Origin of the sequence: Bartonella sp. AA56HLJMS (assembly GCF_042197145.1) — a bacterium.
Taxonomy (GTDB): domain Bacteria; phylum Pseudomonadota; class Alphaproteobacteria; order Rhizobiales; family Rhizobiaceae; genus Bartonella.
This window is the reverse complement of record NZ_JBHIRL010000002.1, coordinates 129,912-150,905: the sequence shown is the minus strand read 5'-3', so window position 1 is coordinate 150,905 and position 20,994 is coordinate 129,912. Positions and strand designations below refer to the sequence as shown.

Genomic DNA, 20,994 nt, shown 5'->3' with positions numbered 1-20,994 from the left:
GTCTTTACAGACGAAGATTTCTAAATAAAATATTGCAGAATTTAAACTTTAAAGTGCTGCAAGGTTACCAGCGGCAAATTTTCCTGAACGACGATCTTGAAGAACATCATAAGAGATTTTTTGCCCTTCATTAAGACTGTTTAGACCTGAACGCTCGACGGCAGAAATGTGTACAAATACATCTGCACTACCATCGCTAGGCTGAATGAATCCGAAACCTTTTGTTGTATTAAACCACTTAACTGTTCCTGTAGACATAGGAAACTCCTTAGAATATATAATTATATTGAGCATTGAAGCTTTCATTTCTTCAATACGGTTGTAGATCGAAATTAGGTGGGAGAAGTTTCGCCGAAAGTGCAGATTGCACAGGAAAGAAAGTCACGTAACCGAAAATTCGATGAAACCTCTATAAAAGTTTTTAGAACAAAAAGCAAGTCTTAATCAATTTTTATATAAAGAAAAAATAAGAAAACAGTGTACATTTTGCTAAGTAGAAAAAAATTCAACTAAAATAACTTTGTAGTGAACGTACCTCAAGGTGCCTTTTTTTGAGTGCTTTGATCGCTTCTACGACGGCTTTGGCTCCAGCTATTGTTGTATAATAGGGAACATTTTGCATGAGTGCTGCATAACGTAATGATTTTGAGTCTGAGATGGCACTGGCAGTGCTAGTTGTATTAAAAATTAATTGAATTTGGCGATTACGAATAGCGTCTTCAATATGGGGATGTCCCTCTAGAACTTTGTTGATTTTTTTTGCTTCAACGTGGTGTTCGGTGAGAAATTTTTGTGTTCCACTTGTGGCGACAACAGAAAAGCCAAGCTCAGTTAAACGTTTTACAGGATTTAAGATGCGTTTTTTATCTTCATCCCTTACAGAAACGAACAAAGTTCCCTCTTTAGGGAGTTTTACACCAGCTCCAAGTTGGGCTTTAGCAAAAGCAAGCGAAAATTCATAGTCAAGACCCATAACTTCACCGGTTGAGCGCATTTCTGGACCAAGAAGTGTATCAACACCTGAAAAACGAGCAAAAGGAAATACTGCTTCCTTGACGGCAATATGTTGTTTTTTTTGCAAAGAAGGTAATCCACCATAAGCTTGAAGAGCATCATGAAGCGTTTCTCCTGCCATAATACGTGCAGCCATTTTAGCAATAGGGCGACCAATCGTTTTTGCAACAAATGGGACAGTACGTGAAGCACGGGGATTGACTTCTAAGACATAAATGGTGTCATCTTTTATAGCATATTGTACATTCATTAAGCCGCGAACATGAAGTGCTTGTGCTAATGCTTTGGTTTGGCGCTCTAATTCAGTAACTATTTTATTTGAGAGCGTATGGACTGGTAAAGAACATGCTGAATCACCAGAGTGGATACCAGCTTCTTCAATGTGTTCCATAATACCAACGATTAGTGTTTCTTTGCCATCACATAGACAATCGACGTCTACTTCAATTGCTTCTGTTAAATAGGTATCAAAGAGAAGCGGATTTTTACCAAGCAATATATTGATTTGTCCTGTTGTGTCGTTAGGATAACGGACTTTGATATCTTCTGAAATTAATTCGGGGACACTCTCAAGTAAATAATTTTGTAAGCTACGTTCATCACGGATAATTTGCATAGCACGTCCTCCTAAAACATAAGAGGGACGTACAACCAAGGGGAAGCCTAGTTCGTGGGCAATGAGGCGTGCTTGTTCAATGGAGTGGGCGATACCATTTTGAGGTTGTGTTAAATTAAGTTTAAATAACAGTTTTTGAAAGCGATCTCTATCTTCTGCTAAGTCGATAGCGTCAGGTGAAGTACCTAGGATGGGGATGTTGTGTTTTTCTAGAGCGCTTGCCAATTTCAAGGGTGTTTGTCCGCCAAATTGGACGATGACTCCAACCAAATCTCCTTTTTCCTGTTCTGCTTCTAAAATAGCGATAACGTCTTCTGTTGTTAAAGATTCAAAGTAAAGGCGATCAGAGGTATCATAGTCGGTTGAAACTGTTTCAGGATTACAGTTAATCATAATCGCTTCAAATCCTGCATCACGCAGTGCAAAAGCAGCGTGGCAGCAACAGTAATCAAATTCAATACCTTGCCCAATGCGGTTTGGTCCTCCGCCTAAAATAGCAATTTTTTTGCGTTCAGAAACGTGTGCTTCCGAGTGCTCTACACCTGCAAAGGGAACTTCATATGTTGAATACATATAGGCTGTAGGAGAAGAAAATTCAGCGGCACAAGTATCAATCCGTTTGAAGACGTGTTTAACATTCAGTGATTTGCGTAAAGCTGCGATATAATCGGGTTCTTTCCCTGTAAGGGAGGCTAATCGCGCATCTGAAAAGCCCATAGCTTTTAACATACGTAAGTTATCTGCGTCTTGGGGTAATCCATGAATGCGGATACGCTGCTCCATTTCAATGATGGAGGCTATTTGTTCTAAAAACCACGGATCAATTTTGCTAATTTGGTGAATCTCGTTTAAGGGTAAGCCTGTGCGCATGGCTTGAGCAATATAGCGTAGACGATCAGGGCTTGGTATGGCAATGGCGGAGCGTATAGAACTTTTTTCATCACCTTCAGCATGCTCTGGAATCACAATTTCATCAAGACCCGTAAGCCCTGTTTCAAGTCCACGGAGTGCTTTTTGTAACGATTCTTGAAAAGTGCGTCCAATTGCCATGACTTCTCCTACAGATTTCATCGCAGTTGTGAGGACAGGTGATGAACCGGGAAATTTTTCAAACGCAAAACGAGGAATTTTTGTCACAATATAGTCAATAGAAGGTTCAAATGATGCTGGTGTTGCACCACCCGTGATATCATTTTTTAATTCATCAAGAGTATAACCAACAGCCAGTTTAGCCGCTACTTTAGCAATGGGAAACCCCGTTGCTTTTGAGGCAAGCGCTGAAGAGCGAGAAACACGCGGATTCATTTCAATAACAATGAGGCGCCCATTTTCAGGATTGACAGCAAACTGTACATTGGATCCCCCCGTTTCAACACCAATTTCACGCAAAACAGCAATCGAGGCATTGCGCATACATTGATATTCTTTATCGGTTAAGGTGAGAGCAGGTGCTACAGTGATCGAATCACCGGTATGAATCCCCATCGGATCAATGTTTTCAATAGAACAAACGATGATACAATTGTCGTTCTTATCACGAACAACTTCCATCTCATATTCTTTCCACCCTAAAACACTTTCTTCAATTAATACTTCTGTTGTTGGTGAAGCTTCAAGCCCACGTTCAATAATTTCATAGAATTCAGAGCGGTTATAAGCAATTCCACCACCAGTTCCACCAAGGGTGAATGAAGGACGAATAATAGCTGGAAGCCCAACAACATCAAGAGCTTGAACTGCTTTTGCTGTTGCATGAGCAATATAATGTTGTTTACGATCAGCTTCGGTATGTCGCCAGTTGCGCTCAAGTTCTTCGAGTGCTTTGTCAAGCGCAGCACCAGAAAGCTTGGCTTTAAGTTCAGCACACGTTTTTGCGTGTTGTTGGCGATTTTCTTCTTTCAGTTCTGTTGCATTGGCTAACATAGAGCGTGGCGTTTCCAAACCGATTTTTGCCATCGCTTGGCGGAATAAAGCACGATCTTCAGCTTTATCAATAGCATCAGCATTGGCTCCTATCATTTCAACATGATAGCGGTCTAAAATACCCATACGCTTTAATGATAAAGCAGTATTGAGGGCTGTTTGTCCTCCCATAGTGGGTAAAAGGGCATCGGGACGCTCGTGGGCAATAATTTTGGCAACTATTTCAGGAGTAATGGGCTCTATATAAGTTGCATCAGCTAGATCTGGATCTGTCATAATCGTGGCAGGATTAGAATTTACCAAAATAATTCGGTAACCTTCTTCTTTTAATGCTTTACAGGCTTGAGTGCCTGAATAATCAAATTCACATGCCTGACCAATGATAATAGGTCCTGCTCCGATGATAAGAATAGATTTTATATCTGTGCGTTTGGGCATGACTTTTTCCTATGACAAATATCTATGTGCGATTGTTGCGGGCAAAATATTTCAGTTCTGAGGCTACAATCATTTTATAAGTTAAGTGACAAAGAAAGTAAGCATTAAAATACCTTTTCCATGCTTTTTTTCATAAAATTGAAGATAAATTTCTTTTTTGAGTTGAGTCATCTCGTCAGTCTATCAAAAGTATGACCTTTGATAAAAAAATAATAACAGTGCTCTAACAAATTAGAATATTCAAGCATACGTGGAGCATAAAAAGCCGGAACATCTTTCCAATCCATTGCCGGTATATTTTGTGTTTTATGACATTTTTTGCCTAAGAGAGCACGCTCTTTTTCTATTGCTTGTAAAACATAAGCCATTATTTATGGTTCAATGGGATTTCGTAAAATGAAGTGGGAAGCTTATCGTGTTGTTCCGTAAAATACTGCCGTTTAGAGCTGTGATATAAGGTATGAAAATTGACCACATTAAGGTATTTTTTGTTAGTATATGATAAAATTCAGGACAAGATTTGTCTGTAGAGAGCTTATGAAATAAACTATATCAAATGGTTTCAGTTGGAATCTGTTAGATAAATAGCAAGATTGTTGATAAATCAGCTCTGGTCGAAGTTTCTGTTTTAGGGTAGGGAACGTCAATCTATAGATGTGTCTGTTTCATAAAAGGGTGAGAGTGTATTTTAATACAATGGCTAAGGAGATCATTTCAGAATGATTTTGTTTGTTTTTAAAAGATAGTGAATACTCTCCCTTTACTTTATGGATGATGTTCAAAACTTTTTAAAATATAAAGAAGGCTAAAATGCTGAATATTTCCCAAACGAGAGTATTCTGTCTGAAAGATGTATCAATAGGAAAGCTTTTGGTGGCTAGGTCTCAAAAAGGGATTTGTCATATAGCGTTAGGAGACACTATAGAGCAATTATTACAGGAGTTTACGATACGCTTTGGTGATGTACAACAAGTTGTAGGTGACAATACATTTAAGAGAGAAGTTGCCCATATTATAGCCATGATAGAAACACCTAAGCTGGTAAAAAAATATAATTTTCCCTTAGATATAAATGGTACAGTTTTTCAACGACAAGTATGGGCAGTATTATGTGATATACCATGTGGTGAAACAATTTCATATGAGATCTTAGCATGCCGTATTGGTATGCCGAAAGCTTTTCGTGCCGTTGCTCATGCCTGTGCACGTAACGAATTGGCTATTATCATTCCGTGTCATCGTGTTGTGCGTAAAAATGGTTTTATTTCAGGGTATCGTTGGGGGGAAAAACGGAAACAGATTTTACTACAACGGGAACAAAATGGAAAAATTTAACTTTGTGTGATGGGCATTATAATCGTTACAGTTGTTCCTTTCATTTCTTTTGAAGTAATTTCAAGTTTTCCTTTGTGGAGTTCTAGCAAGGAGCGTGAAATGGCTAATCCAAGACCTGAGCCCGTATGAGATTTAGTGAGCTGATTTTCGACTTGTTCAAAAGGTTGCCCAAGTTTTTTAATTGCTGATTGGGGGATACCAACGCCTGTATCTGTAATTTTAAAAATAAGGTTATTTTTTTTCTTGAAAGCGCAGACATCAATATTTCCGCCAGAAGGCGTAAATTTAACGGCATTAGAGATGAGATTAAGGAAAATCTGTTTCATTGCACGACCATCAACTTCAGCATGAAGTTCTGGGGTAATGTTTGTTGTAACAACAATATTTTTTTCTTGAGCTTGGGGCGTTAGTGTTCGTACTGCTTCACTAATGATGGGCTCAAGATCGGTATTTTTACAATCAAGCGTAAATCTTCCTGCTTCGATTTTTGACATATCAAGGATGTCATTGATAAGGGTTAGAAGATGGGTTCCTGAATTGTAAATATCATGCATATATTCCTTATAGCGTTGTGAACCAAGAGGACCAAAAGTCGATTGCAACATGATATCTGAAAAACCAAGAATAGCATTCAGAGGCGTGCGCAATTCATGAGACATATTGGCTAAAAATTCTGATTTAGCCTTATTAGCACTTTCGGCGCGTTCTTTTTCTGCTTTCAGACTTTTATTAAGTTTTTCAACTTCTGTTGCGCGTTGTTGAGCACTCCCTCGCGCGCGCTTGAGTTCTTGAATGAAAGAAAAAAGACGCCTTTCACTGTCTTCAAATTTTTCCTGTTGTTGTTTAAGCTCAGAAATGTCAGTACCAATACAAACCAATCCTCCATCTTGGGTTCGTCGTTCGTTAATTTTGAGCCAACAACCATCTGCCGTTTGGCGAATACTGGTTAAGTTACCAGTACCATCATCTTTAAGGGGATATTCACTGAGTGCAGGGCGTGCCATGGCTTCGACGGTTGCACGTTGGATACCTGATTGGAGAATTTGTTTAGGAATAGCGGCATATTCGCAAAATTTGCTGTTGGACATGACTAAACGTCCTTCAGCATCCCACAAGACGAAAGATTCTGAAATGTTTTCAATCGCATCACGGATACGAAGGTCGGCTTGCGCTGTTTGTTCAGCCAATTGTTGCTGTTCACTAATATCGAAGGAAATACCAACCAAATGGGGTTCTTCTTCTTCAGTAACTTCGGCACGAATGCGCATCCATACATAATGACCATCAGCATGACGCATAGGAACGTTAATATCGATATGCTTTTTTTTACCGCTCATTAATTCCTGAGCAAGGTCAAAAAAATTCGCATCATTTGGATTGATAATGGCGCTAATTTGGGAAATTGAGAGCAATGCATCTTGAGGGACATAGCCGAGCATTTCGTACATTGCTCGTGACCAGTAGACGCGTCCACTTGCCATATTCCAATCCCATAGTCCACAGCGTCCACGCATCATTGCCATATCAATACGGTTTTGAATTTTTTCTGAAACAAGATCTGTTTTGCGTGCTCGTACAATTTGGTTGTAATAAGCATAAAGAAGAGCAAGGATAACGCCACTAGTTCCAATGAACATGGTTATATTTAACGAGAGAGCTTTCCGCCATTCCATGTAAATATGTTGCATTTTTTCACTGATGAATACCCCATATTGTCCATTTTCTGTTTGCTGAAAGGAAGCGAGAGCAGGAATATCTTTTCCTATTGTAATTTTCATGATTCCAGCATGTTTTCCTAGAGCTTGTAAAGTAATGCTTTCAGAGGTAAAATTCTGTAAGGGTTTTCCTAAGACAATCTCGGAACTTGATGAAGCTAGGACATTGCCTTTTTGATCGACAATAGCAATAACAGCGCTGGTTTTTATAAAACCTTTGTTACGAAAATTAGTCAGGATATTTTGTAAATGATTATGAGAAAGAGCAGCAGCTTTTCCTTGTCGAGTGGCGGCAAGTAAGTCACGGTCGATTGTATTGGTAATATGAGAAGCTAAGAGAGCGATGGTAGAATGCGTGTTTTTATCAATTGTGTTGCGCCAATCATAGATTGATAGGAAACGGATTGCTGCTAGTATAACAAGAAATGCAAGAATTACAAATGGGAGTGAACGTCGCAGCCAAGGTTCAATAAAAAGAAGTTTTTTATAGGCAGAACCAGAATACAGATTGGTACGCTCTGTCCGCTCCTTGCGACTTTGAGCGCTTGATTTTGAATCAGCATACACCTCCCTTGGCGCATTATATGCGTCCAATTTAGCCATTTCGCGTTCCTTTAATTCTGGAATAATGTGATTTAAAAACTGCTTCGATATTCATAGTAACCCCATCGAGTGCAATGAATCAAAACAGGAGTCTTCTGTCCAGTCTTTTTTTTAAAAAAATAATTTTACTTTTATGATTTTGGAATATGAAAAGAAAAAAGTACTTTAAACGTGATCTATAAACAGGCTTAGATTGCCTGTTTATAGGTTTAATGATGATCGAATAGTTTATAGAATTTATTTTAAAAAATATTATAGCATATTGATTTAAAATAATTTTTTGTTTCAAGTAAGCAGACGGTTGATGATATCAGCAACATCGCTTGATAATTTTGGCGCAGCAGCAATCATTTTTAATTCAGTTTCAAGTTTTTGTTGTCGAATAGGTTCTAATTGTCGCCAAGAGCGCATCATTGTTAATAATCGTGAAGCAAGCTGTGGATTTTTTTTGTCAATTTCCAAAATGACTTGGCAAAGAAAATGATAAGATGCTCCATCCATCCTGTTAAAGCCCGTGAGATTGTTAGAGGCAAAAACACCGATTAGAGAACGTACACGATTAGGATTATCTTGTGAAAACAGCGGATGTTGCATGAGCTTTTGAACATTCTCGAGTGTTGATGTGTCAGCAACCATTGCTTGAATAGAAAACCATTTATCCATGACCAAAGGGTCATGCCGATAGCGGTTTTCAAAATCATTTAAGGCATTTTGTGCCTGCTCATTTTCATTAAAACGCTTCACGAGAACAGCGATACTCGCCATACGGTCAGTCATATTATCAGCTGTTGCATACTGTATAGCAGCTCGATTTGGATTGGCTTCAGCAATGGAAAGGTAATCCAGTATGATATTCTTTAATGCTCGCTTTCCAGCTTGTGCAGTGTTTGGTGAATAGGGCTCTTGGGTTTGCATTTGTCCATAGAATTTTGTTAAGAGCTCTTGATGAGTTTGTGCAAGTGAAACTAAAAACTGATTGCGGACATAATGAATACGATCTGGGTCAATATTTTTACCGATTGTATGAGCAAGCTCAACTTCACTAGGTAAATTTAAACAGAAGGCACGAAATTCAGGCTCTAAGGTTTCATCTGTTATAATCGTTTCAATCAGCTTTAGCAAAGCAGAAGGAAGTGTTGCTTTTTCTTGTGTTTTATCTTGAATGCTTTGAATCAAAGCTTGCGTCATTAAATGATTAAGAGATTGCCAGCGATTGATGTGATTGTCATCATGTTGTGCAAGAAAAATAAGTTCTCTTTCATTGAATGGAGTGTGTAGAATGATTGGTGCTGAAAAGTCTCGCAGCAGTGATAAAACGGGTTTTTCACGCAGTCCCTTTAATGTAAAGGTTTGGCTTTCCTTGGATAAAAGCATAACATCTGATTGAATATCTGTATCTGCTTCATAGGTGAGGTTTTCTCCATTAGGTCCTAGGAGTCCAAAAGCGATAGGGATAAACATGGGCTTTTTTGTTTTTTGTTGTGGGGTAACGGGAATATGTTGCTTTGCATGAATTGTTAAAACACCATCGCTATAATGACTATCGATTTCTACATTGGGTGTTCCTGCCTGTTCATACCATAGCATGAATTGGGAGAAGTCTTGACCAGACACTTCAGCAAAACAGGTAATAAAATCTTCAATTGTACAAGCTTGTCCATCATGACGTTGAAAATAAAGATCAGTGCCTTTACGAAAAAGAGTAGGACCTAAAATAGTCCGTATCATGCGAACAACTTCAGCACCTTTTTCATAAACAGTTGTTGTGTAAAAATTATTAATTTGGCTATATTGACGAGGACGCACAGGATGCGCAAGAGGTCCTGCATCTTCTGCAAATTGCGTTGCTTTTAATGCTTTTACATTTTCAATTCGCTGTAGGCTGCGTACATTTTGATCTGATGAAAATTCCTGATCACGATAAACAGTGAATCCTTCTTTTAAACAGAGTTGAAACCAATCGCGACAGGTAACACGATTACCGCTCCAATTATGAAAATATTCATGTGCAATGACACGTTCAACATTTCTATAATCCTGATCGGTTGCTGTTTCAGGATCGACAAGAACATATTTATCATTAAAAACGTTAAGGCCTTTGTTTTCCATTGCTCCCATATTAAAGTCGGAAACAGCAACAATATTGAAAACATCAAGATCATATTCGCGCCCAAAACATTGTTCATCCCAACGCATGGAACGTTTAAGAGCATCCATTGCATAGGTTGCGCGTTCGGTTTTTCCTTTTTCTACATAGATACCAAGCTCGATACGTCGTCCAGATACAGTTGTAAAATGGTCTTCTAACTTATCAAGATCTCCACCTACTAAAGCAAAGAGATAAGATGGTTTGGGATAAGGATCTTCCCAAATGGCAAAATGGCGATTATTTTCTAAAGTTCCTGTTTCCACCAGATTACCATTTGAAAGCAAGATTGGGATTGTTTGGGTATCTGCTTCAATTTTCACTCTATAGGTAGAAAGAACATCTGGGCGGTCGTAAAAATAAGTAATACGACGAAAACCTTCCGATTCGCATTGTGAGCAATAAACACCATTTGAAAGATAAAGCCCCATAAGTTGGCGGTTGCTTTCAGGATTCAGTTCCGTAACCAATTTCAATGTAAAAGGAACCGTTGGTGGCGTTGTAATTTCTAAACGTGAAGGCGTCACTTTATAAGTGTTTGGGGCTAATATCTCATCATTAATAGAAACGGAAATTAAAGTAAGATCATCACCAGAAAGAACAAGAGGTGTTAATTCTTTTGTATCGTGACGGGATTCAATAGACAATATGGCTGTAACATAGGTTTTTGTCGGTGCTAATTGGAAAGAAAGTTGTGTTTTAGGGATAACGTAAGGGGTTGGTTGGTAGTCTTCCAAACGATAAATAGATGTTATTGGCTGTTTCATAGTTTTTTCCCATTTGTATTTTAAGAGTTAAAGAAGGGTGTGTTAATTTTAGAAGCAATATAGGATTAAAGAATTACAAAAGGCTGTCGAGGCGATTTTTTACTTCTAAGAAGTCTATCCATGTAAGCTTCTTTTGACTAGGGGTTCTAAGAAGGTAAGCTGGGTGGAAAGTTGGCATAACAGGTATTTTTATATTATCCTCGCTTTCATAGATATGCCATTTCCCTCTTGTTCGGATAATCCCATTTTGAGATCCAGTAAGAAACTGTGCAGCAACGCCTCCTAGTGCTATAAGAACACGAGGACGCGCTAAATAAATGTGCCGTTCAATAAAAGGGCGGCACAAGGCAATTTCTCTTGGTGTTGGTGTACGATTTCCTGGCGGACGCCAAGGAATAGTGTTGGCAATGTAAACATTATTTCTTGTTAAGCCAATTGATGCGAGGATTTTATTAAGCAACATCCCAGCTTTTCCCACAAAAGGAATTCCTTGTATATCCTCGTCTCGTCCTGGTGCTTCGCCTATAAGCATCAGGGGGCTTCCTGCTGTTCCATCTGAAAAACAGGTATTTTTTGCTGTCAATTTTAATGAACAGCCATTAAATGCAAGGAGAGCAGATTTTAATTCATCAAGTGTCTTGGCACTTTTTGCACTCTCTATAGCTGTGGATTCATTTTGTATAGTCCTAGAGTTATGCAGCTGATGATGATCTAATTTTACGGTTGGAGATGTTTTGGGAGATGCTTGTTGATTATGAGAAATGTTCACGACAGATATTAATTTTCTCTCTGAACAAGCAGACTGCTTAAAACGATCAATAGGGAAATCCGTCAGAACGGCATCCGCACCACTTTCTTTATAAAAGTTTAAGAGTTCTTCATAGGAAATTGAGCACGGCGTTTGATTTAACATTTTACTTTTTCTAATGATCTAGCGATTATAGATCAAACAAAATTATCCTTCAAGTTTTATTAAATGTATTCGCTAGCCATTAATGTATAAGAACGCTGATAGGATTCTCTCTTTTCACAAAAAAGGCAAATCGTAAAATGCAAATGTTCGCGATTATATGCATCTTTAAATGTATAATTTGTTTAAATTGCGTTATTTCAACTTTTTAAACAGACTAAACTCACTCATACTAAAAGAATTTTTTACTGAATGCAAGTGGTGTGATAATATTTTTTATCATTATATTCTATATTTAATACTTAATGAAAGTGAATTTTGTAGTATTTTATTTATAAGATTAATTATAAATTTTATATTATTATATTTTTTTAATAACTTTTATTAAAAAAATTAAATATATTAATTGAAATATATAAATATTACTTTTATATAAGAAAATACTAAGACGTTATAAACTATTTTTACAATGGGTTAAAAGCAATGTGTGGATATATGCTTTTGCTTTTTTTACAGCTGAAATGAGAGGTTCATTTAATGCTAAATGCGCTGCAATAGCGCTTGAGAGAATGCAACCTGTTCCTCGCATTGTTCCTTTTAAACGTGGAGTAGAGATATTTATGACTTCAGTTTTGTCAATGAAGCTATCAATTGCAAGAGGACCTTCTGCATGTCCCCCCTTTACTAAAATAGAGCGAGCTCCCAATGACAAAAGTTTTTTTGCTTGTTGTATTGCTTGCTTATCATGAGATGCCAATGGACTGTGGCTAAGAAGAGCGAGTTCTTCTCTATTCGGTGTTAAAAGATCAACATGAGGAAGCAGTTTATCGATCATCGTGTCGATGATTGTTTCCGTTATTAGTTTTCCTCCTGATGAAGCGACAAGTACAGGGTCCAAAATAACTGGAACATGGGGATAGTCTTTGAGTACGTTACAGATTGCTGCTATAATTGCTTTTGTCCCCGTCATACCGATTTTTATTGCGCTTATTGGATTTGCTTCTAGGGCAGCACGCATTTGCGCAGCGACGAGGTCTCCACGCATTGGAATGATTTCGACAACGCGATTATCATCTTGTACGTTAACACAACTAATTGCTAAATTTGCTTTTATTTGAAAATGTGCAGAGGTTTCTATATCACGAACAATACCAGCACCTCCTGTTGGATCAGTGCCCGCAACAATAAGAATAGAAGGTATCAACGCCATGTTTGTGTCACTTTTATCCACTGCTGTACACGCTCTTCTGGTTTTTTATGGAGGATAATATCAGTCACAACAGCAGCACTATTTGCTCCTGCTTTTAAAACACCCACTGCGCGTTCTGGTGTTAAACCACCAATACCCACCAAAGGTAAAGCACCAATCCGCTTTCTCCATTGTTTGATTTTTTCTAGTCCTTGCGGCATCCATTTCATTTTTTTTAAGATTGTCGGATAAATAGGACCAAGTGCAATATACTCAGGATTAGCAGAGAGTGCGATATCCAATTCATGTTCATCATGTGTACTAAGACCAACTTTTATACCACTTTTACGAATTGCGTGAAGATCAGCATTGCTTAGGTCTTCTTGTCCCAGATGAATAAAATTACACTTTTCATCAATTGCTATTTCCCAATGATCATTAATAATTAATTGTGCTCCCAATTTATTGCATATGTTTTTTGCACGCTTAATATGTTGACGGATTATTTGTTGATTTTCATGTTTCATACGCAATTGTACGAGCTTGATACCAAGAGGAAGCAAACGTTCAATCCAATCAGCGTTATCAACGATGAGGTAAAATGGATCCAGTTTCATGAAAATACCGCTTTTCCAATGATTGGTGTTGAAGGGACTGCTACATTGCGTGCTTCGATCATGCCAGCTTTATATCCCATACGTCCTGCTTGAACAGCTTTAGAAAATGCTTCAGCCATCAAAACAGGATCAGCTGCTTTAGCAACTGCGGTATTAAGAAGGACCGCATCATAACCCAGTTCCATCGCAATGGCGGCATGTGATGGGCGTCCAATGCCGGCATCAATAACAAGAGTAGCATCAGGAAGGTAAGCACGGATAGAACGCAATCCATCAGTATTATGAGGTCCTTTGGCAGAACCAATAGGAGCACACCAAGGCATAATAACACGGCAACCAATGTCGAAAAGTTTTTCAGCAACAATGAGATCATCCGTTGTATAGGCAAAAATTTTGAAACCTTCATTGTTTAAAATTTGAGCAGCTTCGATTAAGGAAAAAATATTTGGCTGTAAGGTGTCTGAATTACCGATAATTTCGAGTTTAATCCAAGCTGTTTTAAAAAGATCTCTTGCTAATTGCGCTGTGGTTACGGCCTCTTTAACAGTATAACAACCAGCAGTATTAGGAAGCACTGTTACCCCAAGTTCTTGAAGAAATTTCCAAAATTGTCCACCTTGTTTTCCACCTGCAGTTTCACGGCGCAAGGAAACAGTTACAATTTCCGTATTCGATTTATGAATAGCATCACGAAGGATTGCTGGTGAAGGATATTGCGCTGTACCTAATAGAAGACGGGAAGAGAATTGTCGTCCATAAAGATTCAGCATAATTTTAGCCTCCTTGCATTGGGCTTAAAATTTCAATTTTATCTCCTTCATGCAAGACAAATTGGCTTCGTGCATCTATGGGAACAACTTCAGCGTTAACAGCAGTTGCAAGCCAATTTCCTTCATACCCCAATTCTTCAAGCAAGAGACCGAGAGTCATAACTTCTGTTTGGACTGTTTCACCATTAACAAATATTTGCATGTTTTATTCCAATGCCAATTCCATTGCTCGTTTTGCCATTTCTGGAGACAACAGAAAACCATGTCTATAAAATCCATTAATAGAAATAAAGTTACCATCTTTATGCACAGAAGGGAAGTTATTAGGATAACATGGACGAACACCAACGCCAGATTCAATAATTTCTGCTTCAGCAAAAGCAGGATGTAAAGTATAAGCCGCGTTGAGCAGTTCCATCATTGATCTTACAGAGATTGCACCATCAAAGTCACTTTCAATCATCGTTGCACCAATCATAAAAATATTATCTTGTCGAGGTACAATGTAGAGAGGAAACCGTGGATGAAGAAGACGAATTGGACGCGAAATTTTAATATCGGTGCAGCGCACGAGAAGCATTTCACCGCGTACGCCCCGTATATTTTTATCTTTTCCTAAACGTGCTATTCCTGTCGCATCAATAACAATATCAAATTTTTTTTCAGCCTTCTCTACATCAACAAAACAGGCTCCATTGTTGAGCAGCTTTTCTTTTAAAGCCATAAGTGCTTTGCGAGGATCAATATGGGCTTCATTTTCATAAAAGAGTGCACAGTTAAAACGTTCAGCAAGATCTGGTTCAAGATGAGCTATTTCTGTATTATCTACGGTTTTGTGATTATGCGTACGTACAGAAAATCGTTCGAGCTCTCCTCTATCTCGTGTAGGTGCAACCACTAAAGTGCCTTTTTGTATGACAAGGTTGGGGAGCGTTTTACGCCACCATTGTATAGCTTGTACACCAAGATCTTCAACAATTTGTTCTGCATTTTCCCTTTCACAGTAAGGTGCGAGCATTCCTCCTGCATACCAACTAGCACTTCCTATAGGTGAATGAGGGGGGGCTGATACAGTAACAGAAGCACCTTTTTGCTGTAACATAAAGGCAGCTGTTAAGCCGCCCACACCTGCACCTTTGATAAGAATGTTCTTCAACTATTTACTTTCTTTTTTTGAGGAGGAACAATTTCCATATAAAGGTCACCATTTTTCTGATATTTTTCGGCCATGGCGATCATACCTTCCCCTTTTGTTTTTCTTATTGCGGCTGCCTCACGAATATCATGGGAAATACGCATAGAACAGAATTTTGGTCCACACATGGAACAAAAATGCACCAATTTATGGGCATCTTTCGGCATTGTTTCATCATGAAAGGTACAAGCTGTTTCTGGATCAAGCGACAGGTTGAATTGATCATGCCATCTAAAGTCGAATCGTGCACGTGAAAGAGCATTATCGCGCAACTGTGCTCTGGGCAAACCTTTTGCAAGATCAGCGGCATGAGCAGCAATTTTATAAGTGATCACACCAGTTTTTACGTCATTCCTATCGGGGAGTCCTAGGTGTTCTTTAGGTGTTACATAACACAACATAGCAGTTCCAAACCATCCAATCATAGCGGCACCAATTGCTGATGTAATATGGTCATAACCAGGAGCAATATCCGTTGTAAGAGGTCCCAAAGTATAAAAAGGCGCCTCATGACAAAGATCTAATTGTTGCTCCATATTTTCTTTAATTTTGTGCATTGGGACATGTCCTGGTCCTTCAATCATAACCTGTACATCCTTTTTCCAAGCAATTTTTGTCAATTCTCCCAAGGTTTTAAGCTCTGCAAATTGGGCCTCATCATTGGCATCGGCAATAGAGCCAGGGCGTAACCCATCTCCTAATGAAAGAGAGATATCATATGTTTTTGCAATATCACAAATTTCATCAAAATGTTCATAGAGAAAGCTTTCTTTGTGATGATGGAGACACCATTTTGCCATAATAGAACCGCCTCGTGAAACAATACCTGTTACACGATCAATGGTCATAGGAATAAATGGTAATCTTAATCCTGCGTGAATGGTAAAATAATCAACACCTTGCTCTGCTTGCTCAATAAGGGTATCACGGAAAATATCCCATGTTAAGTTTTCGGCAATACCTTGTACTTTTTCGAGAGCTTGATAAAGAGGAACTGTTCCGATGGGCACAGGAGAATTTCGAATAATCCATTCACGAATATTGTGAATATTTCGACCTGTAGAAAGATCCATAACTGTATCTGCTCCCCAGCGAATGGCCCAAACCATTTTATCAACTTCTTCTTCCATAGATGAAGTTACTGCTGAATTGCCAATATTAGCATTAATTTTAACACGAAAATTACGCCCAATAATCATGGGTTCGCACTCTGGATGATTAATGTTTTGTGGAATAATGGCGCGTCCACAAGCAATTTCATTGCGAACAAATTCCGCAGTATAAATTTCTGGTATTGATCCAGCAAATGTTTCATTTGATGGTACATTCTGCCGTTCTTTTACTACTAATCCTTCATTTTCTCGTATAGCCACATATTCCATTTCTTCGGTAATAATGCCTGCGCGTGCGTAAGCCATTTGTGTAATTGCTTTGCCATTTTTTGCTCGTAAAATAGAACGTTTTTGCTTAAAGGCTGGTGTAAGGTTTTTATCAGAAGTCAATCCATTATCTTCAGGTTTAACTAATCGTGCAGGATAAGTTTCAGTATCATCCCGCTTAGAGAGCCAAGGCAAGCTAATTGCTGGCAGGCCTTTTGTAATATCAATGATCATATCTTTATCTGTGTAGGGGCCAGAAGTATCGTAGACGTTTAAAGGTTTTTCACCACTGCCATCAGCCAGTGAAATTTCACGCAATGGTACGCGCACATCAGAAAAGAGAAGGCTCTGTTGATAAATTTTGCGTGAAGCGGGAAAGGGGCTACAACTGATTGATGGAGTATTTTTCTGCACAAACTTTTTCCTTATAGACACGGAGTTCAAAAATAGGTTGCGATGTTAATGGAGTTACGATGTTAATGGAGATGTATTCAAATTATCAATCACGAGCATTCAGATGAATACGGATAGTATTGCTTTGTAGCAAAGAAAACCCAATACAGCTCAAGAAAAGTTATTTTGAAAAACTGATACAATATCTATTCTAATATTTGCATGCCTCCTCCCACTTGAAGTATTTTTGTTAATACGAATATGGTTGGCTTAAATATCTATATTGTCAATCATAAAAATATATTTTAAACGATTTTGGTGTGTTTTTAAGAGTGAAAATAGATATTATGAAGTGATAAACTATGATATTGAAGCTTTTATAAACCAGAATAAAGTTAAAAACGGCTTATCAGGGAAAAGTAAATAGTTTATGGCTTTGATTGAGATTTTTTTCATATTAAAATAATAACTCAGAATACCATAAGATCCTCTCATCATATATCTTTTCGTATAAAAACACTTCCTTGCACGTAATAAGTGGGAGCGTATGGGGCAAAGCACTTGAAGAAAGGAAGCCAAATGTCATTTAATGAACATTCTAAGAGTGAGGCTGTCAAAACGTGGGAGCCAACAAAATGTATGATGGATTCCACTTGTATCTTCAAAAGCTTAAAGCTGATGATCTATAATGGCTTGCTATTGTATCATTGACGTGCGCTGTCGTAAAATGAAAGGAGTATATTTTGAGCAATATTTCTTAAAAAGTGCGTAATATGCAATATCATTATATTTTGTTTGGGGCATTCTATTCTTCATGAGGGGGATGTTCCCATTAAGAATGCGATAAATAAAAGCGTGAAACAATACCTAATCTTTATTATAAAAATAATATTGCCTTGAATTAAGAAGAACACCAATAATTGCAAGATGTTGTTTAGAATGATTTATTGTTCTTGCAAAAAAAATATACATATAATAATATATAGAGGGAGATGTGCTAAGTGTGGGAGGGGAAAAGTTGGTTATGGGGCGTTTAAAAAACAAGGATATTGTTCATAAACATTGGGGGAGGGGCTGGGTTATGCTTTTTAATTTTTTCCGGATCGGATACAACCTTCAAATTTTGTGAAGGTGTGTGATATTTAATATTTCAAAGTATTTTATTTCCAGTTTAATGAAAGTGTGGAGCAAATGTCCATATTGAATATATTCTCTGTGATACATTTAGATTGAACAAAAGCTTATTCAAAAAAACATTGGTGCTAATCTTGTGACACAATTTCAGAAATCAATTGAATAAAATAGAACAAAGTATCTGCATGTGAATAAAAACATAATGAAGCATGCAAAAAATTTGAAGCTAATTTTTAAAGTTTTAATACAAATGATAGCCAAAAGATAGAATTTCTTTGTTTAAAATATATGGTATAAAATATCGACGAGATAGATTTAAACTATTGAAAAAAATAAAAAAAGATAATGTTTAAGTCAGAAACTTTCTATGTGGATGATAAGTTATTACATTCAGTAATGGTTATATGAAATCCATAATAAGAAAAATTTTGGAAGTATTTATAAATTTTGCAACAAGATGCAAGATGCAAGATTGAAAAAATAATTATATAACAACAGCAAAGCAACAAAACAAGATATTAAGTAACATCAGATGAGGTGGTTACATTATACATTAGAAGAGAAAGCATTAAGACTAATGTTATGAAAAGCGTCTGGTGAATTTAGGTTATAAAATTGGAAGGAGTGAAGAGAGATAAAATGCGTAAATAAAGATGGTGCAGTGGTTATGATGTACCAATAAACAGCGGCAGCACATTTTAGTGCACAGAACGAGAAGTTGTTAGAAAAACTATGAAAATAATGGGGGATTTAAAATGTCTAATATCTATGATTGGTCTCTAAAGGCTGATGAAAATGCTTATTCAGATAGTATCATTAATTGGGCAGAAGGACAGCCGCCTAGTTCTGTTAATGATAGTGCAAGGGCGATGATGCAGCGCGTGCGCGAATATCTTGCAGATAATGGTGGGTCTATTAATTCAAGCTTTATAGTAAATTTGGAAGATAAAACAACATTAATTACCTTAAAGACAGTTTCGCCTATAAAGAAATACAACAATGATATCGTCATACGTTTTAAAGCTTGTGGTGTAAATATTGGCGTGACAACAATAACTGTTAATAATATAGGAGAAAAGCTTATCTATAAAGCCACTGATACGGGGGTTATACCATTAGAAGGTGGAGAATTTCAAACAGATGGCATTTATGAAATGGTATACAATAATGGTGTTTTAATAAAAGAGCATGAGGGTTGGTATTTATTAAACCCTACACCACCAAAGATAGAAAGTTTCCCCTCTGGATTCATTGCAACATTTGCTATGCAAAATGTGCCAAATGGTTGGCTTTTATGTGATGGTAAGGCCTATAAGCGTGAAGATTATCCGCAGTTATTCGAGGCAATAGGTGATAAATGGGGAAAAGACAGCAATAAAACTTTTAAAGTTCCTGATTTTAGAGGCATGTTTTTACGCGGCTTTGATAATGGTCGGGGTTTAGATGGTGGTAGAAAGTTTGCAGATGAACAACAAGATAGCATAAAATCACATACGCATATTGGGAGTATTGAAAACGCAGGCGAGCATGCGCATAATTTTGAGTATCAAGGGGTAGGATGGCCCGTTGGTGATATTGGGAGACTCCCGAATCATTATACTTATAATGCAACCCTGAAAGGGAGAACAGCTTCTGCTGGTGCACATACACACAAGGTAACTCTTTCCCATACGGGTGAGGCAGAAACGCGCCCTGTTAATACAACCGTTGTCTATGCTATAAAATCATGAGTATGTTTAAGTAATAATAATCTATACACCTTGATAATTTTGTTAACGCGGAGCAATTCCGCGTTATTTTCTATACATATGAAAAGGAAATCTATATTGTTAATAGAATACTTGAGAGCGTCAAAAAACAAATTTAAAATGATTGAAAGAAAGAGTTAAGGATATAATTTATTTTATAATTATATGATAACATAGGGAAAATGTTTAAAAATCATTTAAACTGTGCCGTGAAGAGATCTGGAGATATATTTTTTCATAAGGTGTTTTGATAGGGGAAGGTAATAAAATTATTCAACCTGAGGCATAAAAAAGTACAATATTTTTAGCGTTTTTTGTGCAAAAATAGCATACCCCTGTATGAGTTAATTCATCTTATAAATATATTTCTCACCTTGTTGTCGATTTCATTTCTTTGCATTGCCATGGTAGGAGGCTTTATCTGTAAATGATAGTTCCCCTTTGAGTGGAATCATCATTATGCTTATGAAGCAGAAGACAAACGCTATTTCTATACTCTCTCCTCATCCCTATATTCCGCATTGTTTTTGCATTAGGGGGCTTACAAAAAGCGTTATTGAGTTTATTTTAAAGTTTTTATTCAATAGGTTAATTCTTTGTGATATGCCAATAAACAATTTTTTAATAGAGAGAGAAAAGTAAAAATATCATTGTAAATCAATATTTATTTATACAAATAAGCTAAAGTATATGTATTATAAAGAAAACATTACCATTAAAGCTACAAATAAATCTTTTATGCAGGGGAGAAAGGTACTTGATTTCTATATGGTCCTTAGAAGATATAATAATACATCCGTTATTATAACAAAGGCATTTGTACGCATTTCTTGGATCATTTTTATAAAGATAAAAGTGATAGAAAGAGTAGGAAAACGCATATTTATGTTGTATAAATTCGTATTATCTAACAGTTTGATAGCAAAACAAAACTTCACATGTTTTTAGTTACGTAAAATCTTGAAAGATTTTAAACTGGTAGTTTTTTCCAAAAATATCTTTAGGGTGCTTGGTCTTCTTTTTTAATGATAGATGACAAAAAGGAGTTCATATAAAAATAAAAAAGATTCTTGAATATTTGCGTGTTTTATTTTGCTATGGA

General features: G+C 37.2%; 13 protein-coding genes and 1 pseudogene. 2 read left to right on the top strand and 12 right to left on the bottom strand.

Annotation, left to right across the window (positions count from 1 at the left end; translation table 11 throughout):
* Positions 1-48: 48 nt before the first annotated feature.
* From ACFINI_RS02020 to ACFINI_RS02010, 3 genes and pseudogenes are all read right to left on the bottom strand, one after another.
* The gene (locus ACFINI_RS02020) at positions 49-258 is read right to left on the bottom strand and encodes a cold-shock protein (RefSeq protein ID WP_012754908.1); all 210 of its coding nucleotides are present in this window, start codon (positions 256-258) and stop codon (positions 49-51) included.
* A 247-nt stretch (positions 259-505) separates the two neighbouring features.
* A complete protein-coding gene (carB, locus tag ACFINI_RS02015; protein ID WP_375645491.1) occupies positions 506-3,991 on the bottom strand; it encodes a carbamoyl-phosphate synthase large subunit in 3,486 nt (1,161 codons plus the stop codon).
* 257 nt (positions 3,992-4,248) lie between these two features.
* Positions 4,249-4,347: pseudogene (locus ACFINI_RS02010) on the bottom strand (integrase); the annotation flags it as partial.
* A gap of 454 nt (positions 4,348-4,801) precedes the next feature.
* Here ACFINI_RS02010 and ACFINI_RS02005 point away from each other — a divergent pair.
* Positions 4,802-5,326 carry a methylated-DNA--[protein]-cysteine S-methyltransferase gene (locus tag ACFINI_RS02005; protein ID WP_375611196.1) on the top strand — a complete coding sequence of 175 codons (525 nt, stop codon included), beginning with the start codon at positions 4,802-4,804 and terminating at the stop codon, positions 5,324-5,326.
* Here the strand turns inward: ACFINI_RS02005 and ACFINI_RS02000 are convergent.
* From ACFINI_RS02000 to thiC, 9 genes are all read right to left on the bottom strand, one after another.
* Positions 5,323-7,644, bottom strand: coding sequence for an ATP-binding protein (locus tag ACFINI_RS02000; RefSeq protein WP_375645490.1), 2,322 nt, complete (start codon positions 7,642-7,644; stop codon positions 5,323-5,325). The two genes, ACFINI_RS02005 and ACFINI_RS02000, sit on opposite strands and share 4 nt — an antisense overlap.
* Positions 7,645-7,929: 285 nt before the next feature.
* The gene (pepN, locus tag ACFINI_RS01995; protein ID WP_375645489.1) at positions 7,930-10,557 is read right to left on the bottom strand and encodes an aminopeptidase N; all 2,628 of its coding nucleotides are present in this window, start codon (positions 10,555-10,557) and stop codon (positions 7,930-7,932) included.
* Positions 10,558-10,630: 73 nt separating this feature from the next.
* On the bottom strand, positions 10,631-11,470 hold the full coding sequence (locus tag ACFINI_RS01990) for a uracil-DNA glycosylase family protein (RefSeq protein WP_375638082.1): 840 nt from the start codon (positions 11,468-11,470) through the stop codon (positions 10,631-10,633).
* A 448-nt stretch (positions 11,471-11,918) separates the two neighbouring features.
* Entirely contained in the window at positions 11,919-12,677 is a 759-nt protein-coding gene (locus ACFINI_RS01985) for a hydroxymethylpyrimidine/phosphomethylpyrimidine kinase (RefSeq protein WP_375620807.1), read from the bottom strand.
* Positions 12,668-13,273: a thiamine phosphate synthase gene (locus ACFINI_RS01980; RefSeq protein WP_375611199.1), complete on the bottom strand. Its 606-nt coding sequence runs from the start codon at positions 13,271-13,273 to the stop codon at positions 12,668-12,670. The genes ACFINI_RS01985 and ACFINI_RS01980 overlap by 10 nt, the downstream gene beginning before the upstream one ends.
* The gene (locus tag ACFINI_RS01975; RefSeq protein ID WP_375611200.1) at positions 13,270-14,043 is read right to left on the bottom strand and encodes a thiazole synthase; all 774 of its coding nucleotides are present in this window, start codon (positions 14,041-14,043) and stop codon (positions 13,270-13,272) included. The genes ACFINI_RS01980 and ACFINI_RS01975 overlap by 4 nt, the downstream gene beginning before the upstream one ends.
* A gap of 4 nt (positions 14,044-14,047) precedes the next feature.
* On the bottom strand, positions 14,048-14,245 hold the full coding sequence (thiS, locus tag ACFINI_RS01970) for a sulfur carrier protein ThiS (protein WP_273791115.1): 198 nt from the start codon (positions 14,243-14,245) through the stop codon (positions 14,048-14,050).
* A 3-nt stretch (positions 14,246-14,248) separates the two neighbouring features.
* Positions 14,249-15,199, bottom strand: coding sequence for an FAD-dependent oxidoreductase (locus ACFINI_RS01965; protein ID WP_375645488.1), 951 nt, complete (start codon positions 15,197-15,199; stop codon positions 14,249-14,251).
* Positions 15,196-17,031: a phosphomethylpyrimidine synthase ThiC gene (gene thiC / locus ACFINI_RS01960; RefSeq protein WP_375645487.1), complete on the bottom strand. Its 1,836-nt coding sequence runs from the start codon at positions 17,029-17,031 to the stop codon at positions 15,196-15,198. The genes ACFINI_RS01965 and thiC overlap by 4 nt, the downstream gene beginning before the upstream one ends.
* 1,868 nt (positions 17,032-18,899) lie before the next feature.
* On the opposite strand from thiC, the gene ACFINI_RS01955 reads away from it, so the two are divergent.
* Positions 18,900-19,874, top strand: coding sequence for a tail fiber protein (locus tag ACFINI_RS01955; RefSeq protein WP_375611203.1), 975 nt, complete (start codon positions 18,900-18,902; stop codon positions 19,872-19,874).
* Positions 19,875-20,994 lie beyond the last annotated feature (1,120 nt).